Genomic DNA, 25441 nt, shown 5'->3' with positions numbered 1-25441 from the left:
AGAGGAAGAAAGGGAAAGGTACTTTTCCCTCTCTTCGTTCTTCTATTTGTCTATTTACTCTTCTAATCTAAAGTCTGAAATGTAGAATGTGCCTGGACGAGTATGTCCTTCTCCACCAATTTGGATGATCACTTTATCATAAAAGTCATTACCAATTGCTGGTGCGTCCCAAGCCCAGTTAAAGTTACCATCAGTCATTACTGATGAATAGTCGAAAGTTAATTCTACCCAGTGACCCAATTGATCTGAACCAATTGTATGAGCAACTTCTGCTCTTGATCTCCAAGCTTCACCATGTTCTGAACTTTCTAAACGTAAAGCAACTGTTGTTGCTAATGGTGTATCAGCATTTAACCAACCAGCTGTCTCTCCTGCAGGTGTCACAGTTGTGTAATCATTAGAAGGCATTAGGTATACTTTCATTTTGAAAACATGACGTTCAGTTAGATCAATTCTGTAAGGAAGCTCTGTTTGGTAATTTTGAATCCAACCATCTTCACCAGCAGCGTCAGTTCTTACATATCTACCTACTGATTCTGCATCATTATCGTTAAAGTCGAAGTTTGATACTCCCGTTACGAAAGATAAAGCACCATCGGCAACAAAAGAAACATTTGTATTTCCTGCAAAGTTGTCAAAAATATCTTCAGACTGGTATGGCTTCTCTATAATAGGTCTTTCAAAACCTTCTCTAACAAAACCAAAGTACCAAGCCTCGTCAGTATTCTCACCAACTGTTCTTAAATATAATTCGTCTTCATTTAAAGTGATTACTTCATATTCTTGAGAACCACCCACATGCCATCCTGGGAATGCATCACCAGAGAATGTTAAATATTTCTTACCATCACGATCTGAAATTGACCATGTCCAATCAGATTGATCTTCAAAAGTAATTGCATAAGTATGGTCATCTGAATCTTGGATAATTGAACCTCCTCTAGAAGTAAACCAATCAGCCATATAACTTTTTGCGTATGTATCTCCGTTATTCTCAAGGTTAAATTTAAAACCATTTAAGTTGAAGTTTAACACATCATCATACATACCTAAACCTTCTTTTGCTAAAGGTCCACCTTGCCACCAAGTTGGTTCAAAAGTTTCACCATCTGCAAATGTAGGTCCAGGACCAACACCCATATGACCTAAAGTCATTTTATCAAACACCCAGCTTTTACCATTGATTGAATCTGCACCACCTGTTAAAAGGTTGTAATCCTCTCTATCCAATAAAGTAAAGTCAGTACTTTCAATTGTAATGGTTTTTGTAGCTTCAGCTTGACCATCCGCTGTTACTACTAATAGAGTTACATCATAATCACCTTGTACCGCATATTCAGCAGTTACAGTTTCTCCTTTACCAGAAGCACCAGTACCAAAAGACCAGTAAGCAATTGAGTTTGGAGTAGTATTAGTAAACTCATAAATATTAGCGTTTTCAGAAGTCGGAACTGCTGTAAAACTTACATCATCAGAAGTCGGATTTGGACCTAATGAAGGTGCTTTTTCAGTACAGCTTGCCATCCAAAATAGGATGACTAAGCTGAATATCGAATATATATTTTGTTTCATGATTATCAGATCTTAAGAATTAATAGCCCGCGTTTTGTTTTAACATTGGATGTAAGTCAATCTCACTTTGAGGAATTGGTAAGAAACCTTTTTTAGACTCATCAAAAGTAATTTCGAAGTCTGTAGCATTACCTAAATCTCCTGTTAAGTTTTGACCCTGATCATCAATATATGTAGCATCTGTTTCAGTTGGAGGAGTTAATGTATAATTAGAAACATTAATCTCTGATGAAACATTTGCCATATTACCATTTGACCATCTTAATACATCGAAGTAACGATGACCTTCATGTGCTAATTCTACTCTTCTTTCTTGTTTGATGTCTTCTAAAGTAACACCAGAAATTGAAGCTAAACCTGCTCTATTACGAACTTGATTTACATAACCAGAAGCTTGACCATTATTTGAATCTACTGTTAATTCAGCAGCCATTAATAAAACATCTGCTAAACGGATATACTGGAAGTTCTGTGCCCAGTTCAATTCTACATTCACATCTGCTTGATTCCACTTGTGAGTTGTGTACTTGAAGCCATGCATTGACGTAAAATTATAATTTGCTTGGTAAATAGAACCTGCTGCATCAATTAGATCTTTTGCATAAACAATTGTTGCTGCTTTTCTAGCATCACCATCTTCAAAAGATGTTTCTAAGTCTCTAGATGGTGAATTGAATCCCCAACCTTGCACTAAGATATCACTGTTATGCCCACGAGGACCATTGACTTGGCAGAACATATTACCATATGAATAGTCTCCCCAATCTCCTGAACCTGTATTAGCAAATGCAATTTCAAAAATAGCTTCTGTGTTATAGTTACCATTTTGGTTGAAAAGATCAGCATAATCTGTAACTAGTGATGCACCTGAATTAGCAATAACATCTTCCAACATTGTAACTACTTGAGATGAAGTAATTTCTGCACCTGATGTAGTTGGTAAAGAAGTCTTATTGTAATAACCTGTGTAGAATAAAAATACTTTAGCTAATTCAGCTTCTGCAGCGTATTTTGTTAATCTACCTTCATCTCCTTCTGGAGCTTCTGTTGCCATTAATGCAACAGCATCATTCATGTCTTGTGCAATTTGTGCATAAACAGCTTCCGGAGTAGCTTGCTCTAGTTCTTTCCAAGCATCACCAATTAATGGCTCTGTATACATTGGAATATTTTCAAACAAACGTACAAGCTCAAAGTAAAAGTGTGCTCTTAAAAATAAAGCTTCACCTTTATAGTTGTTTTTGATATCTTCTTCAGCTGTTGTGAAGTCGATATTGTCATAGTTGGCTAAAAGAGTGTTAGCTCTTTGAATACCACCATAACATTTATTCCAAGCTACTTGAGCAGCATAGTTGTTTGTTTGAGCTGAGAAACGCATAATACGTTGGTACTCGATCATATCTGTACCTGATGGATCCCCACCTACATATGAATCATCTCCCATGGCCATATCAAAAAACTGAACGCTGTTTGTATAACCATTATAATCAGAACGAAGTTTTTCGTAAATACCAACCAAAGCTTGTTTCGCTTCTGTAGAAGTCTTGAAGAATGTATCTGCAGACTGCTTATCTGTTGGTGTCAATTCTAAGTATTGAGTACATGAAGTAGTCGACATAACGCCTACTAAAATGCTACCTGCAACTAATATATCTTTGATTTTCATTTTGAGTCAATTATTGAATTAGAACGTTACATTTAAACCGAATAAGTAAGCTCTTGCTTGAGGGTATGAACCATTGTCATAACCTACCCATGCACCACCGTGAGCAACTTCTGGGTCCATTCCAGTGTAGTTTGTAAATGTCAGTAAGTTGTTACCAGACACATACATTCTTAATTTACTCATACCTACTTTCTTACTTACTTTTTGTGGTAGAGTGTAACCAATTTGAAGGTTTTTCAAACGTAAGTATGAAGCATCTTCAACATGAACCATATCGTTCATACGTGTTAAGTTTTGGTTTCTATCGTCATAAGTAAAGCGAGGGAATGAATTTGTTGTTCCTTCACCTGTCCAACGGTTAAGGTAACGTGATGGATAGTTTTCTGCTTGTCTTAAGTCAGGTCTTAATGTACCATTTACTAAGCTACCACCTGCTTGTCCTTGCCAGAACATTGAGAAGTCAAAACCTTTGTAATCCATTCTAACATTTAAACCGTACATCCATGAGTGAACCGGTGAACCAATGTTCGTTCTATCATTTTGATCAATTACACCATCTCCGTTAACATCAACATAGCGAATATCACCTGGTTGAGCATCTGGTTGGATTGGGCTTCCTTCATTTGCATGAGCATCGATCTCACCTTGATTTTGGAAGATTCCATCAGTTTTAAATCCGTAGAAGTAAGGAAGTGAATAACCTTCTTCCATCATTAATTGACCTTCAGTTTGGAATAAGCCAGGACCGTAAATTTTACCATCTCCGTTAGCTACTTCCATTACTTTGTTATCGTTGTATGAACCGTTTACAGTCACATCAAAGTGGAAATCACCATCTCTTTTCGAGTAAGTTAATGATGCTTCAATACCTTGGTTTCTAACTGTACCTAAGTTGTAGTTAGGACCACCAACACCAGTGAAACCTGGAACAGGAAGTACTCCTAATAAGTTTTGACGCTCTCTTGAGTAAACATCTACAGTTGCTGTAACTTTGTCATCCAAGAATCCCATATCAATACCTAAATCAACTTCTTGTGCTTGCTCCCACTTAAGATCAGGGTTAGACATTGAAGTAATTGCATAACCTGGTACCATTACTTGAGTTGTTCCGAAAGGATATGAAGGAGTTTGTCCGAATAATTCTAAGTAACCGAAAGCACCAATGTTTTCGTTACCAACTCTACCCCATGAACCTCTTAATTTCAAGAAGTTAACAACATCATTATTCTTTAAGAAGTCTTCTTGTGAAAGAATCCAACCTGCTTGAACTGAAGGGAAGAAACCGAATTTATTGTTTGGTCCAAAGTTAGAAGAACCATCATAACGAGCTGTGAAAGATACTAAGTACTTTTCTTTGTAGTTATAACCTACCTTACCAAAGAAAGATACTAATCTATGTTGCCAATCTTGACCACCGTAACCTTTCTGAGTTTCATCATCTGCACCGTTTGAAACCCATGCATACTGCCATCCTGGAATTTGTAAGTTATTTCTAGAAGCACCTACACTAGTACCAGAACCATTTCTTGTTGTAGTACCTAATAAGGCATCTACTTTATGATCACCAATCTTCTTTTCGTAGGTTAATACATTTTCCCATTGGAAAGCTAAATAAGAACCCGCAGCTTGGTTAATACCAGAAGTAGCTACTTGATTTACATTATTGTAGTAAGCCTCTGGGTTGTAACCTCTGTTACTCCAGTTACCGATATCTACACCGAAATCTGTTTTAAATCTTAATCCTTTAATACCTGGTGTTACTTCTAAGAATACGTTACCTAAAAACTTATTTGAAGCATCATCAGAGTAAGTATTGTTGATACGAGCCATTGGGTTAACCACCTCTCTTAAACCTTGCTCTGAAATACCATAGTAACGACCATCTTTGTTAGCAGGTTTTACTGCATAAGTATCGTATTCTTGGATTTTTGTAGGATCATCCTCCCATACTGGAGTTAATGGATCATGTAACAATGCATTTTGTAAAACACCACCAAATTGGTTTTGTTCATTGATTCCTTCTTTTTCTTCTCTTGAGAAAGTGATGTTTGATCCGGCCTTAAAGTATTGTGAAATCTTGTGTGAAGAATTCAAACGAATAGAATATCTATCAAAATTTGATTTCTCTGGAGCTACAATACCTTGTTGACCAAAGTAACCTACTGAAGCTAAGAATTGTGATGATTCAGTACCACCAGACATTTGTACAGTATGGCTTTGAATTGGTGCTTGTTTAAACATTTCGTCTTGCCAATCTGTATCAACTGTATTTGAGTTAATTTCGTCTTGAGTAAAACGAGGAGCACCACCAGCGTTAATTGAACCTTCGTTGTGGAAAGTCATATATTCTCTTGCATTCATTACGGGAGCTTGTCTCCATGCTTCTTGAATACCATAGTAACCATCATATGAAACAATTGTTCTACCTGCTTTACCTTTCTTAGTAGATACTAAAACTACACCGTTTGCACCTCTCGATCCATAGATTGCCGCTGAGGCAGCATCTTTTAATACTTCGATCGATTCAATATCATTTGGGTTTAAGAAGTTGATGTTGTCCATTTGTACACCATCAACAACATATAATGGAGTGTTACTTCCATTTGAACCCGTACCACGAACACGAATATCAATACCGGCACCTGGCTGACCAGAAACAGGAGCTACTAAAACACCTGGAGTTTTACCTTGTAATGATTGTGCTGCATTTTGTACAGGAGTTTGCGTGATGTCGTCAGCTTTAACTGAAGCAATAGCACCAGTAACAACTGATTTCTTTTGGACTTGGTAACCAACAACGATTACTTCTTCTAATTGTTCAACATCTTGCTCTAAGTTGACTGTAAATTCTGTTTGGGTTCCAATTGTAACTTCTTGAGGAGAATATCCAATGTAAGAAAATACTACAACTTCAGCTTGAGGGTTTAATGATAATTTAAAATGACCATCAAAATCGGTGATAGTACCGGTTGATGTACCTTTAATCTGTACGCTAACACCTGGTAGTACAGATTGATCACTTGCGTCTTTTACAACGCCTGAAATTACTCTCTCTTGTGCATTCACCACATTAGCAGTTATTAACATACCAATGCATAGCAGTAGAGTAAATTGCTTTTTTAACTGTAGATAAAATTTCATTTCAAAGTCAGATACGATAAATGAATAAATTGTAGAGATAAAAAATTTGATATCTCTCTTGCTAGTAAAAAACAGGGACGTCAACTGTTGTTTTCTAATTCAAATGTCATAGGAAAATATTTCAAGAGCAAATTGTGTTTTTGGGGTGAACAAAAAATTTATCACTTAAAAAAAAGTGACAAATACTACTAATAATCAATAAGTTAGTAAATAAGTGTATTGTTAACAAGTAATAATACTATCATTTAAAAAAAATGGATTTTAACATTTATATAGTAAAATCCATTCTTGTTTTATTAGAAAAAAAATCAAATTAAGCCAAAATCAATGCTTCCCATCCTTTCTTTTTTAATTCTTCTTCTGAACCAAATTCATGAATTTTCACATCCATTGCTTCTTTGATTTTCTTTGAAAACTTCCAACATGTATTCTGTCTCATCTCTAAAAGCTCTGCAATCTTAGTAGAAGAGATGTCCCCTTTTTTAGAGTATACAATAAATACCATATAAAAGGCCTTCTTAATTGGGAAATGTAGACGATGAAATAAGGTTCCTGAGGTAACTGATTCATTATAATTACACTTTTTACATCGTCTACTATTAGGACCTGTACCTTTTGCATACAGCTCATTACCGCATTTCTTACAGTTATAACCGTTTTTCCACTTAATTTCCTCTAGATAATCATAGCAGCTTTCATCAGTAGGGAACATATTTTCAAACTCTTCTAAGGTTACCTCCTGCATCAGTACCCTTGCACTTTCTAAGTGTTCAACATCTACATGCAGCTGTTCATTTTCTATTTGTAATTGGCTATTTAAGTCTTGAATTTGAACCCTTTGTTTATTCAATTCATTGTTAACCCACTCTAATTCTTTATTTTTTAATTCAATGATCTCGTTCTGGGCTTTAATTTTCTCGGTTCTTTCAACTACTTTTTCTTCAATAACTCTTTCTCTTATTTGGAGGTCTTTAATTAGTTCTTGTTGTGCTTCCTCTTTCTCTTCTTTTAAAATTTTAAATTTTTCAGTTTGGGATAACGTCATGAATAACCCCGTTATAAGTAATCCCATATTGTAGGCATACACTACTAAGATGTTGTCAGAGATAAAAATCCCATAACTTCTCAATACTTGGGTGATTAAACCTCCTAAAATCACAATGTATCCTAAAAAGAAGTAAGTCACCTTAACACCTTCTCTTTTTAGTTTCGTTAAAATGAATCCAAAGATCAATAAGAAAGGCAATAGAAATGTTGGCATTCTCCAAATCACATCGTTCATGGATTTAAAGATCAAGAAATAAAATGCATTCAATAAGGCAATACCAACAATTACTAAATAGAGTTTAAATGCTTCTTTTCTAATCTCTAAAAATTGTACAGCAAGGAAAACAATCGTTAGCATACTCACAGGAGCAGCGTACTTCATTAGAATATAATTCAGAAAGGGCTTATTGGTAAATAGATATTCTGCTCCTAAATTATCTTCGGTGAGGCCCACACAAATACTACCAATTAAGAATGCTATTAAGAAAATCAATGATTTGTCTCTAATGGTAATATATAGTAGAAGTGAGGTAATAATTAAACAAACTAGAATACCATAGTTTAACCCAAGCATTAAGTATTCTGTATTGGAATACTCTAAAAATGTTTCTGACTTACTAATCTTATAGAACAATACATTTAGAAACAGTGAAGTGTATTTTAAATATACTTTCACCTCTTTATTATCACCAATATTTAATTGGTCGATGGGAAAGATGATATTCTTGTGTCTAAATGTTCTTGTCGTATAAATATGATCATACCCTGCCTTTTCCATTAAGACTGGAGGATCGTTTCCAACTTGCATATAGGCAATAATTTCACCGACATGACTATCAGGAATTTCAAAAAACCAACGATCTTTCGATAATGCTTCTCCTTCTAATTGGATTTTAACCCAATAACTGTAAGATTCTTCAGATAAAACAATGTTATCCACCTTGGGAAGAGGAATAAAGTTTTTTGCATTATTATTTACAATTTGGTCTATTGTATATCTTGAGTCTCTATCTTTTAATACCATCACTTTTGATGATGGAATAAAAATTTTGTCAACATAATCTGGAACTTCTATTAAGAACGGTGATTTATCATTTGCTGAAGCAGCAATAGGTAAACAGAACCAGAATATTATAATAAAGTTTAAATAATTACTTTTTAATATTTTCATCAGGAATTTCCTTAATTCAAGCTAGATGTATCACAACAAAAATAAAAAAACTACTCCATTTCTGAAGTAGTTTTTTCATTAATATTTTGTATTTGGTGGGAATTAGATAGAGAAGCTTTCTCCACATCCACATGTTCTAGAGGCATTTGGGTTTACAAATTGGAAACCTTTGCCGTTTAAACCATCAGAAAAGTCTAATGTAGTACCTACTAAATAAAGTAAGCTTTTCTTGTCTACATAGATTTTCACACCTTTATCTTCAAAGATATCGTCTGTATCTTTTATTTCTGCATCAAAAGAAAGATCATACATTAAACCTGAGCAACCGCCTCCTTTTACAGAAACTCTTACATTTTGGTCATCACCTCTTCCTTCTTTTTCTCTTAATTCAATAATGCGTTGTGCCGCTGCATCTGAAACTTGAATCATAATTATCTATTTTTAAAAGAGCTAGCTCTTATTTGTTCAAACAATTTTTGTAATAAGTACAAAGGTAGCACATTTTTTTGTCTAGTTCAAAAGACCTGCTCGTCTTAATAAAGCATCTACCTTTGGTTCTTGACCTCTAAAACGCTTATAAAGTACCATTGGATCTTCGATTCCGCCTCTAGAAAGCACATTTTCTTTAAAACTATCCGCAGTTGCTTTATCGAAAATTCCTTTTTCTTTAAATAACTCAAAGGCATCTGCGTCTAATACTTCTGCCCATTTATATGAGTAATATCCTGCGGCGTATCCCCCCTGAAAAATATGAGAGAATGCTACACTCATGTTAACTCCTTCTACTTTTGCCATCGCATTTAATGATGTCGAGTCCATGGCTTCTTTCTCAAAGTCAGCAACATTATCCACTACCCCATCTGCTAATCTATGGTATCCCATATCTAACAAACCAAAGCTAACTTGACGCAATGTTTGATATCCTTCTAAGAAAGTTGAAGATGCTTTGATCTTATCAATCATTTCTTGAGGAATAGCTTCACCTGTTTCGTAGTGTTTTGCAAAAAGGTCTAATGTTTCTCTTTCATAACACCAATTTTCAAGAACCTGAGATGGTAATTCTACAAAATCCCAATAAACTGATGTTCCTGTTAAACTTTCATACTTCCCTTCTGCCAACATTCCATGCAATGCATGACCAAACTCATGGAACAATGTAGTTACTTCATTGAAAGTAAGTAACGATGGTTTTGTTTCTGTTGGCTTAGTGAAATTACATACAATAGATACATGTGGTCTTTGCTCTTCACCTTCTACAAAGCTTTGTCCTCTGAATGAAGTCATCCAAGCTCCACCTCTTTTCCCTTCTCTCGGGAAAAAGTCTGCATAGAAGACTGATATTAAGCGGCCATTTTCATCTGTAACTTCATAAGTCATTACATCTTCATGGTATTTTTGAATATCCGTTCTCTCCTTGAAATTTAATCCATACAATTTATTAGATACATCAAAAACGCCGTTCAAAACATTTTCAAGTTTGAAGTATGGCTTTAAAGCTTCATCGTCGATATCAAAACGTTCTTTTTTCAATTTCTCAGACCAGAATGCCCAGTCCCAACGTTGCACTTCTTCTGCTCCATTTGCTTTTGCATAAGCAATCACATCTTCTACTTCTTTTTCTGCCGCAGGGCGAGCTTTTTGCTGTAAATCATTTAAGAAATCAACAACAGCCTGTGGTGATGGAGCCATACGTTTCTCAAGAACATAATCTGCATAATTTTCAAAGCCAAGTAATTGTGCTTTCTCATTACGTAGATGTACTAATTTCTGTACAATTTCTTGGTTATCATTATCACCTCCATCAAAACAACGGCTACCAAATGCTCTAAATAATTCTTCTCTTAAGCTTTGGTTTTCCGCATAAGTCATGAATGGTATATAACTAGGATATTGTAATGTAAATACCCATTTACCTTCTTTTCCTTTCTCTTTTGCCGTCATGCTAGCTGCTTCTTTAATTGCATCAGGCAATCCTTTTAAATCAGCTTCATTGTCGACAACCATTTCGTAAGCATTTGTCGCGGCCAATACATGTTCACCAAAAGTAAGAGATAACTTTGATAGCTCAAGATCTACATTTCTTAGCTGTTCTTTTTTCTCTGAATCTAAAGCTGCCCCATTTAAAGCAAAGTCGCTATATGATTTTTCTAGTAATTTACTGTCTTCAGTAGACAATGTTAACTGCTCTCTTTGATCGTATACAGCTTTTACCTTATCAAATAACTTTTCGTTCAATAAAATATCATTACGAAGCCCACTTAATTTTGGAGAAACTTCTTGAGCAATCTTCTGAATTTCATCATTTGTTTCTGCTGAATTCAGATTAAAAAAGATACTACTTATTTTTCCTAAAAGATCAGAACAGTGCTCTAATGCAACGATTGTATTATCAAAAGTTGGTGCATCTGTACTGCTTTCAATTTTTTGAATATTTTCTTTTGCTTCAACTATTGCTTGTTCAAATGCTGGTAGAAAGTGTTCTTCTTTGATTTCAGTAAAAGGGGCCGTTCCAAACGGTGTATTAAAAGGTTTTAATAAAGGATTTTGCATTCTATATGTAAAGTAAAGTTTTGTTCTAAAAAATTGTAGCCTCCAACTGCTCTGAGTCAAAGGCTACACAATATCGTATACTATATGATAAAAATCTAGTTCATTCTAATATTCTTAGGTGCATTTGCAAACACTTTGTATTTGCCACCCATGTTATACAAAACATGTTGCCATAGCGTATCAACAGGTTCATCAAGAATATTGTTTAATTTCATATTCGAAACTACCCAAGAATCTTCTCTTAACTCGCCTCTAAGCTGCTTTTCTTCCCAACCAGCGTATCCCATAAAGAAGCGACAATTGTTGACATTAAGTAGGCCTTTATGATTTAATTCTTTGATTTCATCATAATTCCCTCCCCAATACAAACCGTCTTTTAGGGGTATTGCGTTGGTTACATCTTTAAATTTATGGATGTAATGTAATGTATCCTGTTCTACTGGACCTCCGACGTATATTGGGCTATCTATTTCAAGCCTACTTTCCACCTCCTCGATTGTAACTAAAGAAGGTTTATTTAAAATTAGACCAAAAGACCCTTCCACTTCATCATGTTCACACACAATGATCACTGATCGTTCAAAATTACGATCTTTCATAAATGGTTCTGAGATAAGTAAATCACCATTTCCGATGGGTCTATTTCCAAAATTGATAGTAAAATCCATAGCAGTAAAGTCTAGATAGACAATTTTCAATACATCTTAAGCATTAATTTTTTCAAGCGATTGCATTACATTCTTAATTTCTAAATATCATCCAATAAACCAAAATAAATAAGCAAGAAATTGAAATTGTAATATACTTTTCATAAAAAAGCCTAATAAAAGGTCACGATATAGAGAACTTTTTTAATTGAATTTTGTTTGCGCATCTTTTTAACGAAAAATGCCAAATTGATTAAAAAAGTAACAAAATTGATTGTAAATTAGCATTTCAGAATGAAGAGATCATAAATATTAAGATGGATTATTTAGAAGGATTAAACCCACCACAGCGAGAAGCTGTTGTGAATATGGACGGCCCAATGATGATTATTGCAGGTGCTGGATCTGGTAAAACAAGAGTTTTAACCTATAAGATTGCTCACTTGATCAATAATGGCGTTGAGCCTTTCAATATACTTTCATTGACCTTTACCAATAAGGCTTCTAGAGAAATGAAGGAGCGTATTGTTGAAGCTGTTGGTGATGATGCAAAAAACTTATGGATGGGTACTTTCCACTCTGTTTTTGCTCGTATCCTTCGTTTTGAAGCTGAAAAACTAGGTTATCAATCCAATTTTACCATCTATGATACTGAAGATGCTAAATCGGTCATAAAAGGGGTCGTAAAAGACTTTCGTTTAGACGATAAGCTATATAAGCCTAATGTTGTTTTATCTAGAATTTCTAGTGCAAAAAATAACTTAGTATCATGGAGAGCCTATGAGCAAAATAATGATCTTCGACTAGAAGATGAGGCAAGCGGTAGGCCTAAAATTTTTGAAATTTATAAAGAATATGCCATCCGTTGTTTTAGAGCCAACGCCATGGACTTCGATGATCTTCTCTTTAATACCAATGTACTTCTTCATCAGCATTTAGATGTTTTGAACAAATACCAAAATAAGTTCAAATACGTCATGATTGATGAGTTTCAAGACACCAACATCTCTCAATATTATATCACAAGAAAATTAGCGGCAAGAAACCGTAATATTTGTGTGGTAGGAGACGATGCACAATCCATCTATGCATTTAGAGGGGCCAATATTCAAAACATTCTGAACTTTGAAAAAGATTACCCTGAGTTGAAAGTCATCAAATTAGAGCAGAATTATCGTTCTACACAGACTATTGTTGAAGCAGCCAATTCGGTAATTGCTCACAACAAAAATCAACTAGAGAAAAATACATTTACACAAAATGCTATTGGTGATAGAATTGAAGTTATTCGCTCTCCATCTGATTTAGAAGAAGCTAGATCTGTTGCTCAGAGTATTCAACAAGCCATTATAAAAGATCATATCCCTGCTAGTGATATCGCTATTTTATACCGTACCAACTCACAATCAAGAGCGTTGGAGGAAGCTTTAGTTAAACTCTCCATCAAAGCTCAGATTTTCGGAGGTCTCTCTTTCTACCAAAGAAAAGAGATCAAAGATATGATCGCTTATCTGAAGTTTGTGACCAACCCTAAGGATGAGGAAGCATTTAAGCGTATCATCAACTATCCTAAAAGAGGTATTGGAACAACTACCGTCAACAACTTATTTGTGAAGGCGGCGGAAAATAAATTAGGTATCTGGGATGTTGTATCAAATATTCGCCAATTTTTTGGCGGAAGGGTAGCTACTCAGGTAGAGAACTTCGCGAACATGATTAAGGTTTTCCAAATGCAATCAGAACAGAAGAATGCATTTGAAACCGCCTCATTTATTGCCAAAAATTCTGGTATTCTTAGAGAGCTTTACGAAGACAAAACTCCAGAAGGAAAAAACCGTTATGACAACCTTCAAGAATTGCTTAACGGTATTCAGGGTTTTACAGATGATCCAGAGAAAGAAGATAAAAGTCTTGTTACCTACCTTGAAGAGATTTCTTTAATCACAACTCAAGACAAGGAAGACGTAAGTGATGCCATTACCTTAATGACCATTCATATGTCTAAAGGTTTGGAGTATGATTATGTCTACCTAGTAGGTATGGAAGAAAACCTTTTCCCATCTCAAATGATGCTGGAGACTAGAGAAGATCTAGAAGAGGAAAGAAGATTATTCTATGTTGCCATCACAAGAGCCAAGCAAAAGCTATACATGTCTTATGCACTGCAAAGGTATCGTTTTGGTAAACAGATTATGTGTGATCCCTCTCGCTTTATAGATGAAATTTCACCTCAATATATCAGTATGAGAAGAAGTTCAATCAATGAAGACTTAGGACCAGGAAGTGTACCTGGCTTCTCCAACTTTAGGTCTCTACGTCAGCAACCATCGAATTTCACTAAGAAAGTTGTTAAACCAAAAGATGACCGTCCTTTTGTTCCTTCGAAAACAGATAATCTCGCTGCTGGAATTAAAGTGCGTCATATGAAGTTTGGTGACGGCATTGTTGAAAAGCTTTCAGAAGAAGGATTAGATCGTAGAGCTATTATTGCTTTTGAAGAAGTAGGAAAGAAAACATTGATTCTTACATTCGCTAAATTGATGATACTTGAAGACGAATAAGAAAATTCGCCTTAAAAAATTGATTATATTTAAGACTTAAACAGTCACTTGATCCCACAGTTAAGCGCTGTGGGATTTTTTAGTATTCACTTTACTACCTAACATTGAGAACCTCAAACTTATGAGAACATTATCAATTGTCGTTTTTTTTGGATGTCTATTTATTAGTAAGATAACTCATGCCCAAGAAATTACTCCTCCCAGTTATTTCTTAGAATTTATGGAGGAAAACCCTGATAAATTTCACCTTACCTACAATGATAATTTCGGACGTTTAATAAAATGGAATGATGATGAACTAAGTACTGTGGGTGGATTAGTTTATTGGATTTATGTACTTGAATATGTTAGACAGGTAAATAATGGTAACTTCTCTCCTACCGAAAGAGTGAAATTAGATGAGTTGGAAAAATTCGATGCCAATTCTAATAAGATGAAAATATGGCATGATTACCTGCATCACAACCGAAAATTATTAAAGGAAAAAGTAAGAATTAGAGAAGTAGTAAGCGGATTAATCAATTTTACTACAGATGCAAACAGTGACTATTTAATGAGTTTGCTTTCTGTAGATTCTGTTCAGCAAGCTGTACGAACTTTTCATATGCATAACACTACAGCTTTGTTTCCTATGTCTTCTGCTATCATCTATGCTCATAACCCCTATCAGGAAGAAGAAAATGCTTTTGTCAATAAGCTAAAAAGTGAAAACCTACAGGAGTTTAGACAACATACATTTCAGATGTTCGATACTTTAACACATGACTCTACAGGTTTAGTAAAAGCAAGTTTTCAATTTAGGCCTGATAAACACAAAAAATATGCTGCTCTTCTTACTGACAGACTTCCTCTGGGACTCGTATCAGATTACAACCTTCTGATGCAAAAGATCAATGAAAGAAGCAATGATATTTTTTGGGGTGATATGGCTGAGGAATGGAAAAAAGCAGTTGAAGCTCCCCTAATGTCTTCCAAAGTAATGCAAGAACACTATAAACATTGTGGAAGGCTTGTTTATTCTACTGTCAACTCTGTTTCCATAACATTATATGGAACATTTAAAGATGGAAAAAGAGCACAATTAACAGCCACTTTCGACGACTTAACTGAGACAGAACATATCGATTTAGCTTTAGCAATTAACGATTTTGGTTTCTCCATTTTTGAGAACAAAGAGTACTTTAATCAGTTAAAACAAAAGATTGAAATTATTCGCCTTAAGAAGAAATAAAAATGATATACGATAGCATCATTATTGGAGGAGGTCCAATAGGTATGGCCTGTGGAATTGAGGCAAAAAAAAGAGACCTGAATTATCTGATCATTGAAAAGGGATGTTTAGTCAACTCTTTATATAATTACCCTGTCAACATGACCTTCTTTTCTACATCGGAAAAGTTGGAAATTGGAGGAGCTCCATTTGTTTCTCACAATCATCGACCTGTAAGAAGAGAAGCATTAGAATATTATCGCAGAGTACAAACCACTTGGGATCTAAATATGCATCTGTTTGAAACCGTTTTAGATGTGCAACCCCACTCTGTAAAAGACCTTATTTATGAAGTAAAAACATCAAAAGGAACATACCTCACTAAAACTGTGACTGTTGCTACCGGTTTTTACGACATCCCCAATTTAATGCATGTACCCGGTGAGGATCTACCAAAAGTAAAGCATTACTACGACGACCCTCATCTGTATTCCTTCACTGAGGTTGCAGTTATTGGTAGTGCCAATTCTGCTATCGATTGTGCCTTAGAAACCTACAGAAAAGGAGCTAATGTAACGCTTATCATTAGGGAACCTGAAATAAACGACAGAGTTAAATATTGGGTTAAACCTGATATTGAAAACCGTATCAAAGAAGGTAGCATCAAGTGTTATTTTCAAAGTGAAGTAAAAGAGATCACATCAACTGAGATTATCTTCTACAGTCATTTAGAGGAAAAAGATATCAGAATAAAGAATGATTTCGTTTTAGCCATGACGGGTTATCAACCTAATTTCGACTTTTTACAACGTATTGGTATAAAACTATCAGAAGATCAAATCAAACAACCCGAATATAATGCGGAAACACATGAAACCAATATGGAAAATGTATACCTAGCCGGTGTTGTTTGTGGAGGTATGAAAACCAACTCATGGTTTATAGAAAATTCAAGAGTTCATGCCGAATATATTTATGATAATATTACAAAGAAACTGAAGTAACTAAACGAATGAAAAATATATTAATTACAGGAAGCAGCAAAGGCCTCGGTCATGGATTTGTTGAATACTTCTTAAATCAGAAAGCAACAGTTTATGGTGTAAGTAGAAACACTCCCAATGATCTCACAGGAGCAGATTTATACCATCATCAAAATATTGATTTAGGTAATTTTGAATCTATTGAAAGTGGTTTAAAAGAGTTATTATCTGATGTAAAAGAAGTAGATACCGTAGTTTTAAACGCAGGCCTTTTAGGTGAAATAAAAGGGATATCTGACGCTAATATTGAGGAAATGAAACACCTTATGGATGTTAACCTATGGGCTAATAAAGTAGTTTTAGATACAATATATGGTTTGGGTATAGATGTAAAGCAGGTGGTCGCTATTTCTTCTGGTGCTTCTGTAAATGGTAATAAAGGATGGTCTGGCTATTCGCTTTCCAAAGCAGCATTAAACATGTTGGTTAAACTGTATGCTGTTGAATACCAAAAGACACATTATACAGCACTTGCACCTGGATTAATCGATACAGGCATGCAAGATTACTTATGTGAAAAAGTAAACCATGAGGAATTCCCTAGTATGGGGCGACTTAAAGCTGCGAGAGGTACTGAAGTAATGCCAAAACCAAAAGAAGCTGCAGAAAACATTGCTAGTATTTTTCCTAAACTTCTTGAACACACTTCAGGAAGTTATCAAGATGTAAGGAAGCTTTAAGCTTCCTTTTTTTATATCAATTTCTTATTACTCTCTATCAGTAAATAATTTATTTTCTGTTACAGATTAAACATTTCAAAAAAAACTACAAACTACTTAACTCTTTTCTTATTTCACACCGTATGTGTTGGTATCAATCAAAATTTATCAACCATGCAATTCTTTAAAAAAAATATACATACAATTTTAGGAGTAGTTAGCCTGTTTTGTATTAGTCATACCTCTTCTGCACAAGTATATCTGCATAGAGGAGCAACTGTTACGAGAGCTTATCCATATCATTCAACAGCTGTGGTACATACTGGTCCTACTTTTATACATACAGGTCCTACATTTGTTGCACACCCGGTTTATCATCCTGTATATGTAGGTGCTCCTGTCTGGGGACCTTATTGGCATCCTGTTGGATATACCGCTGCGACTATTGCCGCAACTGCAATTGTTGTACATGCGATAGATGAAAACAACCAGAAAAAAGATTACTATTGCGATAATGGCGTGTATTACGAAAAACAATCCAATGGTAAATATAAAGTAGTAGCAGCACCAATTGGGTCTACCATAAAAAGCTTACCCAAAGGTTCGGTAACCTTAATTATTGAAGGAAGAACATATTACTATTATGCAGGAAACTATTATCAGAACAATGGAAAAGAATATACTGTAATTACTGCACCACAAGGAGCTGTAGTTAATCAATTACCTGAAGGAACTAAAACTGAGATTGTTAACGGAGAAACGTATTATGTATGCAATGGCATTTGGTATACAGCAATGCCTCAACAAAATGGAACATCAAACTATGCGGTAACTACACCTAAGAATTAAGCAAAATAAATCCCCATTTCATACACTAATTAGAATGAAATGGGGATTATTAGAAAATAAAAAAAAGGCTCGTAAAACAAGCCTTCTTTTTCGCTATTTCTCATTGCTACTTTCTACTATGAGAGCAAAAAATGGGAGTCGAACCCATATCTTAATCATATTTATGAATTTGATTACGCTCTACCGTTGAGCTATTTTCACTGATAAAACAATTATTTGCTTTCATTGGTTATTGTTTCTTTTACAATTATACAAATATGTATAAAGTATACATAGCGATTTAGACCGTTGAATTGCTAACAAGTTTAAACAAAGACAACCCAAGAGTTTAACAGACTTAAAAACAGAATCTTACCCTATTTTAACACTGTTTTAAAAATGTTTAAGATATGTAATTCTTTCTTAATTCCCCCTCAATAAATCCCGTTAGAAATAATGCTAAAGCCTATTTAAAGGCCTACTACATCTTTTTTAAAATTTTATATCAATTTTCACATACATATATAAGTACGCAGTGTTGAGTGCATTACTTACAAATTCTTTAAATAAGAAACGTTAAATCGTCAATAAACTGTAAAACATTTTATTTCTTTGTGAAAATACTTTTAATGAGTATTTCAATAAATAGCTGCGTTAGAAATGGGCTTTAGGCCTAATAACAAAGCTTTTTTTATTCGTTTTTATTTAGCTACTTTGTTTACCTTGAAACAAAAAAGGTATGTTAGCACCTCAACATACTATCATATAATAATATGACTAGAAGACGACTCATTACCATAATCACATTAATGTGTATCGCCATGTTTGGCTTGGCATCTTTACAATATTATTGGATTAAAGAAGCTATCTCGGAGAGAAAAAGTCATTTTGAACAAGAAATTGGAGAATTGTTGACCAATGTTGTTAAGCGTTTAGAACAACAAGAAGTTTTACAAGTGACCAAAAGGTTTCTGGATGACATTTCTGTCACGAATAGTGATGTCAATGTAAAGTATGACTCCGTAAAACAACAGGCTTACTGGACAAGCAAACAAAACATAAATATCAGTCAAACAATCAGTTCTGATAAGTTAGCAAAACAAGGTATAGCTTATAAGGTTCAAGAAAAAGCCGTTATCAAAAAAACAGGTACGGCAACAAAAACCGTATTATCGGATATCGAAGGTGCAAAGTACGGTATCACAGATTCTACAGAAAACAAGCATATAGTTAGTAATATCACCTCAGATTCTACTGCTAGAAAGCGATTAGACATCGCTATGGATCTTATTATGAAGAAAACAGACTTGGTGAATCAGGTTGTTTCTGAAATGATCCTAGCCGAAAATACAATGTTACAAGACAGAGTAAATTTCGGTATGCTGGACTCCCTTCTAAAACAGGAAATGATTCATAAAGGTATACGAACTGATTATGATTTTGCCGTGTTACAAAGGGAAGGTGATCGGGAGACCGTTATTATGAGTAGTAATGTAGAACGCAATGCAACTATAATAGCAAGTGCGTATCATATTACGCTTTTCCCTAAAGACGTTTTTGATAATTCTAACACTTTGTTTGTGCAATTCCCTGAAGAAAGGAAGTTTTTAATCAGTAAAATGAGGTTTGTCCTCTTCTCCTCTTTAGGATTTATTTTGTTAACACTTCTTACTTTTGTGTTCGCAGCACGAACTATCATAGAGCAAAAACGTATTTCAGAAATAACGAATGATTTTATTTCGAACATGACACACGAATTAAAGACACCAATTGCTACTGTAGCCCTCGCCACAGAAGCCCTAATGGATCCAGATGTTCAGAAGATGCCAAGTATTTCCGGAAGGTATCTCGGTGTTATTAAAGATGAAAATCAGCGTCTCAGCAGACAAGTAGAAAGAGTTCTACAAATTGCTAGAATTGAACGAGGAGATTTTAAATTAAAAATGGTTGATGTAGACCTCCAAAAGACCATGCAAGTGGCTTACGACAATACATTAATTAAGATTGAAGATCGAGGCGGTGAATTATCTTTCAATTGGGCTGCAGGAGATGTAAAAGTTACAGGCGATGAGTTACATTTATCTAATATTATTTTTAACTTGTTAGATAATGCTAATAAGTATTCCCCAGACGCCCCAAAAATTGACCTTTCAGCTATCAGAAAGGGTGATAATTTGGAAATTCATATTAAAGATGAAGGTCAAGGAATACCAAAAGAACATATCAGTAAAATCTTCGATAAGTTTTACAGAGTCCCTACAGGAAATGTACACAATGTAAAAGGATTCGGTTTAGGTTTAAGTTATGTGAAAAATATCGTCGAAGCACACAAAGGTAATATTAAATGCAAGAGTGAGCTCGGCAAAGGAAGTGAATTTATAATACAACTACCAATATCTGAAAATGGATAAAACTAGAATTTTACTTGCAGAGGATGATCCTAATTTAGGAATGTTATTAACAGAGTATTTAGAAGTTAAAAACTTTGAAGTTACTCGTGCACAAGACGGGGAAGAAGCATTAAGAGCCTACCAAGACGGCGATCATGACTTATGTATTTTTGATGTTATGATGCCTAAAATGGATGGTTATACATTAGCTGAACGTATCCGTAAATCAGATGTTGATATTCCTATCTTCTTCCTTACTGCAAAGTCAATGAAAGAAGATACTCTTAGAGGATTTGAAGTGGGTGCTGATGATTACATCACTAAGCCTTTCAGTATGGAAGAGCTTTTAGCGCGTATTACTTCTATTCTTCGTAGAACTAAAAGTAAAACTGATTCGAAAGAGAAACAAACTATTTTCGAAATTGGTAAATTTACATTCGATTTCAACGCTCAAATGTTGAAATACAATGAAGACGGTTCTGAGCAAAGATTAACTTCAAAAGAATCTGCTTTATTGCGTTTATTGGCTATCCATAAAAATGAAATTATGGACAGATCATTAGCATTAAAGAAAATTTGGTTAGACGATAACTACTTCAACTCAAGAAGTATGGACGTTTATATCACAAAGCTTAGAAAATTCTTAAAACCTGACGATAATTTACGTATCGTAAATGTTCACGGTCAAGGTTTCAAATTAGTAGAATTAGGAGCAGAATAATCCTCTGTTATTCTGAATAAAAATATTAAAGCCATGTTGATTCTTTCAGCATGGCTTTTTTATTTTATCAAAAATCTATTTATTGATGTTTGCACCTACAACCTGTTATTTAGGTTGATGCTTTAGGGTATAAATAGTGTTAAAATCAAATGGATTTAAAACAAATGTGAACTATGCCACATTTGGATAATGTAGACTTCCTTAAAATTGTAACATTATTAAGATAAAAATACATTATCACAAAACATTACACCTATGAAAACACTTATCAAATTACTTACATTACTACTCATTAGTTCGGTATCAATATTAGCTCAAGATATGAAAGATAAATCTACTTGGAATTCATTAAATGAATTCGAAAAATATGTCATTGTCAATAAAGGAACTGAACGTCCGGGAACAGGCATATATGATGAACATTTTGAAGACGGTATATATACATGTAAGCGTTGTAATGCTCCATTGTATAAGTCTGATGATAAATTTGATGCACACTGTGGTTGGCCTGCCTTTGATGATGAAATTGAAGGAGCCATTAAAAGAGAAACAGATAAAGACGGTCGAAGAACGGAGATATTATGTGCTAATTGTGATGCACACTTAGGGCATGTTTTTGAAGGGGAACGACTAACAGATAAAAACGTTAGACATTGTGTCAATTCAGTTTCTTTAAACTTTACACCTACGGCGGAAGCAGATAAGAAAGAAGAAAATGTTGCCATCTTTGCAGGAGGATGTTTTTGGGGGGTAGAATACTTCTTTGCTGAACTTCCTGGTGTTACCTCTACTTCTGTTGGATATACCGGAGGAAAGAAAAATAACCCTTCCTATAAAGAAGTATGTTACACAGATACCGGCCATGCTGAAGCACTTAAAGTTACTTATGACCCTAACAAGGTTTCTTATGAAGAGTTAGCAAGGTTATTCTTTGAAATACATGACCCTACTCAAGTGAACCGTCAGGGGCCAGATGTAGGAACACAATATAGATCAGAAGTCTTTTATATGAATCAATATCAAAAAGACATCGCTGAGAAATTAATTAATGAATTAAAGGAAAAAGGATTTAAAGTAGCTACAAAAGTAACTATGGCAGATACTTTCTGGGATGCAGAAGAATACCATCAAATGTATTATTTCAAACATCAGAAGAAACCTTATTGTCACATAAAGATCGACAGATTTTAACCAGTTATAATAGCATTATCATCAAATGACTTTCAAAAAGCAGCTGTATTTATTAATATACAGCTGCTTTATTTTTTAACTAGGAATATGAAAATGGAAGAATATCACTTAATCATTGATTGTGGAAGTACAAAAACAATACACATAGCTGAAATACTTGAAGCTGAAAATTTACCTTGGGTGATTAGAAAACTCGATGAACTTCTTCCTATTCATTACCAGCAAGCAAAAAAAATATTGATCAGTGGTGCACCTATCCTCCTTTCCAAAGTGGATAATCAGCCATATCTAGAAAAACTATCATTCTTAAGAGATATTAATGTTCCTGTATTTGGTATTTGCTTTGGTCATCAGATGTTAGGATTACTTGACGGTGGAAAGGTATCCCTAACCACAGAAGCTAGAGCTGAGGAAACAATACATCAGCTTATCCCAGAAGATCCGATATTTAATGGTATAGATCAAAATGCTCTTTTTCAAGAAGATCACTGTGAAAGTGTTTCTCTCCCCAATGGGTTTATAAAGTTAGCAGAATCCAATAGTTGTGATAATGAATGTATGAAACATAAGCAAAAACCATGGTATGGAGTACAATTCCACCCAGAGGTTACTGAGGGGGTAGGACACCTGATTATAAAAAATTGGTTACATCTTTGTTCTTAGTAATCTGAAAATAGATTAAACCATAGTTTGTAAGAAACTTTTTGATGAATTAACTACGACGAAACCATCGATTCTAAACAGACTAAATACATTTAAAGATCAACTAACTTGGGTAATACATTACATTTTAGGACTAATACATCTATACTAATACTGTTATTTTTCATCATCAATTCTGTTTATGCACATCAACAACAAAGTGATGAACAATTGAATTTAATGAATGATGATACAGAAAAGGTTACTTTTCTTACTTCAACAGCATTAATGGAACAAAAGAAGAATCCTCATCATCAGAGTAAACCATTGATGCTTGCTAATAAGGCTATCAAGCTTGCTCGTAAGATTAATGATGAGAACGCACTTCTTCAAGCATACAATACCAAAGCCATTTTGTTTCGTGAGTTTTCTACTTTTGATCAAGCTATTGATTACCATAAGAAGGCAATCATTATTGCTGAAAAGAATTTAGAAGAAGCGAGAAAGATAGAACTTTACCTTGATCTTGGGGCCACCTATAGAGCAAGTCATAATTTTGTAGAAGCCAAAGATATCTTCACAAAGGCGCAAGAGCTCTCACATACTCTAAAAATGTGGGAGTATGAAGGTATTTCGCTAATTAATATTGGCTTTATGTACTTAGATCTAGACGAACCTAAAAGTGCTCAACACTTTTTCATGGAGGCTGAAAAACTATCCAGTGAGCACCAACTTACAGATCTGTATATAATTGCAACAATTGGTATTGGTAAAACTTATATTCCTTCAAATACCAACAGCGAGCGTAAAAAAGCGAAAAAATATTTCTCTGCTGCCATCAAATCTTCTCAAAAAAGAAAGAAGCAATTTTTTGAAGGTATTAGCAACATTGATTTAGGCCGTATCTACCTGAAGGAAAATAAGATGACCTATGCCTATAATTATTTTGTGAAAGCGGTAAAGCAATTAAAACCTTATAAAGAAAAAGAGTACCTGTCAGGAGAATATAGAAGTTTAGATGATCCTTTGAATTTCAACCGATATTATGCGGAAGCTATTTCATATCAGAACTCACTAAAATATTACAGAGGGGAAATATCTTTGAGTCAATATAATCAAGCGGTAAAAGAAGAGTTAGAGTTATTTGGAAACCCTGATCAAGAAGAATTGGAACATCTTAGAAATGCTCTATCTGAACTCAAACAGCATTATTCATTTCTAGACTCTATCAACCAATTGGATGAAGAAGAAGCTGCCAGGTTATTAAAAGATTATTTGGACCGACAGAAAGAGAAGTTGAAAAACCTAGAAGATGACAAATCATATCTTAGACACTTGCTCATTGAAACAGAAAAAATAGCAACAGAGAAAATAGTCATGCTGGAGCAGAAAAATCAATTACAAGAAGCTTTAATCTCTAAACAAAATTGGATTGGTATCTCCTTAGTTCTTCTAGTTATTTTTATCGGTACTATTGGTGGCTATCAATATAAAATCGTAAATGATAAGAAAAAGGTTAATCGAGCTTTATCACAACAAAACGAAAAAATATCAGAGCAGAATGTAGAAATAAAAACTACAGCAGATCAGCTACAAAACGCACTATCCACATTACAAATTCAGAATAAAAAAACCAATGAAAGTATTCTTGCTGGCTGGAGAATACAAAATGCTATGCTACCTGCCAACCAACAATTAGATGATATCATACCTCAGCACTTTGTATTATACAAACCAAGAGATATTGTTTCTGGAGATTTTTACTGGGTTGGAAAAGAAAAAGAACATACGATCATTGCTGCTATCGATTGTACAGGACATGGTATACCAGGTGCATTTATGTCAATGTTGGGTAATGCATTATTAAACCAAGTAATCAATGTAGAAGGAGCTATTTCTCCAGATAAAATACTTACTAAATTAGATCAATACATCGCTGAAACTCTACATCAAGGGTTAAATAATGATTCAAGAGAAGGTATGGATATCGCACTTTGTGTGATCTCTCCTGATCAACAGTCATTACAATATGCAGGAGCTAAAAATCCATTGGTATTAGTTAGAGATCGTCAGCCGATGATCTATAAAGGTGTCAACAGGCATGTGGGTGGAAACCGAAGTAGTAAGAAAATGATTGGTTTTAATAAACATGAAATCACTATTGAACCTGGAGATATGTTCTATATTTATTCAGATGGCTATCAGGATCAATTTGGCGGACCGGACAATAAGAAGTTTATGAGAAAGCACTTAATTGCTGAGTTCTGTGAAATAGCACACCTTTCTTTAAATGAACAAAACACTCATCTCGACGACACTTTTGAACATTGGAAAAAAGACAAGAAACAGATTGATGATGTGCTAGTTATGGGCTTTAAAATCAGCTAAATAAAAGAATATCA

Annotated in this window: 17 protein-coding genes and 1 tRNA gene; 10 read left to right on the top strand and 8 right to left on the bottom strand. The window is 34.5% G+C overall.

Translation table 11 applies throughout. The features are described from left to right. Positions 1 to 54: 54 nt before the first annotated feature. From HGP29_RS03895 to HGP29_RS03865, 7 genes are all read right to left on the bottom strand, one after another. Complete coding sequence (locus tag HGP29_RS03895) at positions 55 to 1572, bottom strand: PKD domain-containing protein (RefSeq protein ID WP_168881033.1); 1518 nt, start codon at positions 1570 to 1572, stop codon at positions 55 to 57. Between the two features lie 19 nt (positions 1573 to 1591). Then, complete coding sequence (locus HGP29_RS03890) at positions 1592 to 3238, bottom strand: RagB/SusD family nutrient uptake outer membrane protein (RefSeq protein WP_168881032.1); 1647 nt, start codon at positions 3236 to 3238, stop codon at positions 1592 to 1594. 18 nt (positions 3239 to 3256) lie between these two features. Continuing rightward, positions 3257 to 6379, bottom strand: a complete 3123-nt coding sequence (locus HGP29_RS03885; protein WP_168881031.1) for a SusC/RagA family TonB-linked outer membrane protein — start codon at positions 6377 to 6379, stop codon at positions 3257 to 3259. A 313-nt stretch (positions 6380 to 6692) separates the two neighbouring features. Beyond that, on the bottom strand, positions 6693 to 8597 hold the full coding sequence (locus HGP29_RS03880; protein ID WP_168881030.1) for a 7TM diverse intracellular signaling domain-containing protein: 1905 nt from the start codon (positions 8595 to 8597) through the stop codon (positions 6693 to 6695). A gap of 102 nt (positions 8598 to 8699) precedes the next feature. After that, positions 8700 to 9026, bottom strand: coding sequence for a HesB/IscA family protein (locus HGP29_RS03875; RefSeq protein ID WP_168881029.1), 327 nt, complete (start codon positions 9024 to 9026; stop codon positions 8700 to 8702). Positions 9027 to 9107: 81 nt separating this feature from the next. Continuing rightward, a complete protein-coding gene (locus HGP29_RS03870; RefSeq protein WP_168881028.1) occupies positions 9108 to 11147 on the bottom strand; it encodes a M3 family metallopeptidase in 2040 nt (679 codons plus the stop codon). A gap of 95 nt (positions 11148 to 11242) precedes the next feature. After that, a complete protein-coding gene (locus HGP29_RS03865; protein ID WP_168881027.1) occupies positions 11243 to 11815 on the bottom strand; it encodes a YqgE/AlgH family protein in 573 nt (190 codons plus the stop codon). A gap of 296 nt (positions 11816 to 12111) precedes the next feature. Here HGP29_RS03865 and HGP29_RS03860 point away from each other — a divergent pair, with 296 nt between their 5' ends. The 5 genes from HGP29_RS03860 (at position 12112) to HGP29_RS03840 (ending at position 18116) form a co-directional block, all read left to right on the top strand. Next, the gene (locus HGP29_RS03860) at positions 12112 to 14355 is read left to right on the top strand and encodes an ATP-dependent helicase (protein ID WP_168881026.1); all 2244 of its coding nucleotides are present in this window, start codon (positions 12112 to 12114) and stop codon (positions 14353 to 14355) included. Between the two features lie 121 nt (positions 14356 to 14476). Continuing rightward, positions 14477 to 15586: a hypothetical protein gene (locus HGP29_RS03855; RefSeq protein WP_168881025.1), complete on the top strand. Its 1110-nt coding sequence runs from the start codon at positions 14477 to 14479 to the stop codon at positions 15584 to 15586. 2 nt (positions 15587 to 15588) lie between these two features. Then, positions 15589 to 16569 carry a YpdA family putative bacillithiol disulfide reductase gene (locus HGP29_RS03850; RefSeq protein WP_168881024.1) on the top strand — a complete coding sequence of 327 codons (981 nt, stop codon included), beginning with the start codon at positions 15589 to 15591 and terminating at the stop codon, positions 16567 to 16569. 8 nt (positions 16570 to 16577) lie between these two features. Further along, positions 16578 to 17288 carry an SDR family NAD(P)-dependent oxidoreductase gene (locus HGP29_RS03845; RefSeq protein ID WP_168881023.1) on the top strand — a complete coding sequence of 237 codons (711 nt, stop codon included), beginning with the start codon at positions 16578 to 16580 and terminating at the stop codon, positions 17286 to 17288. Positions 17289 to 17441: 153 nt separating this feature from the next. Further along, positions 17442 to 18116 (top strand): DUF6515 family protein, encoded by a 675-nt coding sequence (locus HGP29_RS03840; RefSeq protein WP_168881022.1) that lies wholly within the window; start codon positions 17442 to 17444, stop codon positions 18114 to 18116. 123 nt (positions 18117 to 18239) lie between these two features. On the opposite strand, the gene HGP29_RS03835 is transcribed toward HGP29_RS03840, so the two are convergent. Next, positions 18240 to 18317: transfer RNA gene (locus tag HGP29_RS03835), tRNA-OTHER, on the bottom strand. Positions 18318 to 18868: 551 nt separating this feature from the next. Between HGP29_RS03835 and HGP29_RS03830 the strand changes: the two genes are divergently transcribed. The 5 genes from HGP29_RS03830 (at position 18869) to HGP29_RS03810 (ending at position 25427) form a co-directional block, all read left to right on the top strand. Beyond that, a complete protein-coding gene (locus tag HGP29_RS03830; protein WP_168881021.1) occupies positions 18869 to 20506 on the top strand; it encodes a sensor histidine kinase in 1638 nt (545 codons plus the stop codon). Continuing rightward, positions 20499 to 21206: a response regulator transcription factor gene (locus tag HGP29_RS03825; protein WP_168881020.1), complete on the top strand. Its 708-nt coding sequence runs from the start codon at positions 20499 to 20501 to the stop codon at positions 21204 to 21206. The genes HGP29_RS03830 and HGP29_RS03825 overlap by 8 nt, the downstream gene beginning before the upstream one ends. Before the next feature lie 255 nt (positions 21207 to 21461). Continuing rightward, positions 21462 to 22397, top strand: a complete 936-nt coding sequence (locus HGP29_RS03820; protein WP_168881019.1) for a bifunctional methionine sulfoxide reductase B/A protein — start codon at positions 21462 to 21464, stop codon at positions 22395 to 22397. Positions 22398 to 22490: 93 nt separating this feature from the next. After that, the gene (locus tag HGP29_RS03815) at positions 22491 to 23060 is read left to right on the top strand and encodes a glutamine amidotransferase-related protein (RefSeq protein ID WP_168881018.1); all 570 of its coding nucleotides are present in this window, start codon (positions 22491 to 22493) and stop codon (positions 23058 to 23060) included. 108 nt (positions 23061 to 23168) lie between these two features. Continuing rightward, positions 23169 to 25427, top strand: coding sequence for a SpoIIE family protein phosphatase (locus HGP29_RS03810; protein WP_168881017.1), 2259 nt, complete (start codon positions 23169 to 23171; stop codon positions 25425 to 25427). The last annotated feature ends 14 nt before the right edge of the window (positions 25428 to 25441 follow it).

Source organism: Flammeovirga agarivorans (assembly GCF_012641475.1).
In the GTDB taxonomy this organism is placed as follows: domain Bacteria; phylum Bacteroidota; class Bacteroidia; order Cytophagales; family Flammeovirgaceae; genus Flammeovirga; species Flammeovirga agarivorans.
This window is presented reverse-complemented; position numbering and strand designations above follow the sequence as displayed.

Bases quoted from the DNA above. Each gene is read 5' to 3' on its own strand.
- HGP29_RS03895 (WP_168881033.1), bottom strand. From the start codon at position 1,572: ATGAAACAAAATATATATTCGATATTCAGCTTAGTCATCCTATTTTGG.
- HGP29_RS03890 (WP_168881032.1), bottom strand. From the start codon at position 3,238: ATGAAAATCAAAGATATATTAGTTGCAGGTAGCATTTTAGTAGGCGTT.
- HGP29_RS03885 (WP_168881031.1), bottom strand. From the start codon at position 6,379: ATGAAATTTTATCTACAGTTAAAAAAGCAATTTACTCTACTGCTATGC.
- HGP29_RS03880 (WP_168881030.1), bottom strand. From the start codon at position 8,597: ATGAAAATATTAAAAAGTAATTATTTAAACTTTATTATAATATTCTGG.
- HGP29_RS03875 (WP_168881029.1), bottom strand. From the start codon at position 9,026: ATGATTCAAGTTTCAGATGCAGCGGCACAACGCATTATTGAATTAAGA.
- HGP29_RS03870 (WP_168881028.1), bottom strand. From the start codon at position 11,147: ATGCAAAATCCTTTATTAAAACCTTTTAATACACCGTTTGGAACGGCC.
- HGP29_RS03865 (WP_168881027.1), bottom strand. From the start codon at position 11,815: ATGGATTTTACTATCAATTTTGGAAATAGACCCATCGGAAATGGTGAT.
- HGP29_RS03860 (WP_168881026.1), top strand. From the start codon at position 12,112: ATGGATTATTTAGAAGGATTAAACCCACCACAGCGAGAAGCTGTTGTG.
- HGP29_RS03855 (WP_168881025.1), top strand. From the start codon at position 14,477: ATGAGAACATTATCAATTGTCGTTTTTTTTGGATGTCTATTTATTAGT.
- HGP29_RS03850 (WP_168881024.1), top strand. From the start codon at position 15,589: ATGATATACGATAGCATCATTATTGGAGGAGGTCCAATAGGTATGGCC.
- HGP29_RS03845 (WP_168881023.1), top strand. From the start codon at position 16,578: ATGAAAAATATATTAATTACAGGAAGCAGCAAAGGCCTCGGTCATGGA.
- HGP29_RS03840 (WP_168881022.1), top strand. From the start codon at position 17,442: ATGCAATTCTTTAAAAAAAATATACATACAATTTTAGGAGTAGTTAGC.
- HGP29_RS03830 (WP_168881021.1), top strand. From the start codon at position 18,869: ATGACTAGAAGACGACTCATTACCATAATCACATTAATGTGTATCGCC.
- HGP29_RS03825 (WP_168881020.1), top strand. From the start codon at position 20,499: ATGGATAAAACTAGAATTTTACTTGCAGAGGATGATCCTAATTTAGGA.
- HGP29_RS03820 (WP_168881019.1), top strand. From the start codon at position 21,462: ATGAAAACACTTATCAAATTACTTACATTACTACTCATTAGTTCGGTA.
- HGP29_RS03815 (WP_168881018.1), top strand. From the start codon at position 22,491: ATGGAAGAATATCACTTAATCATTGATTGTGGAAGTACAAAAACAATA.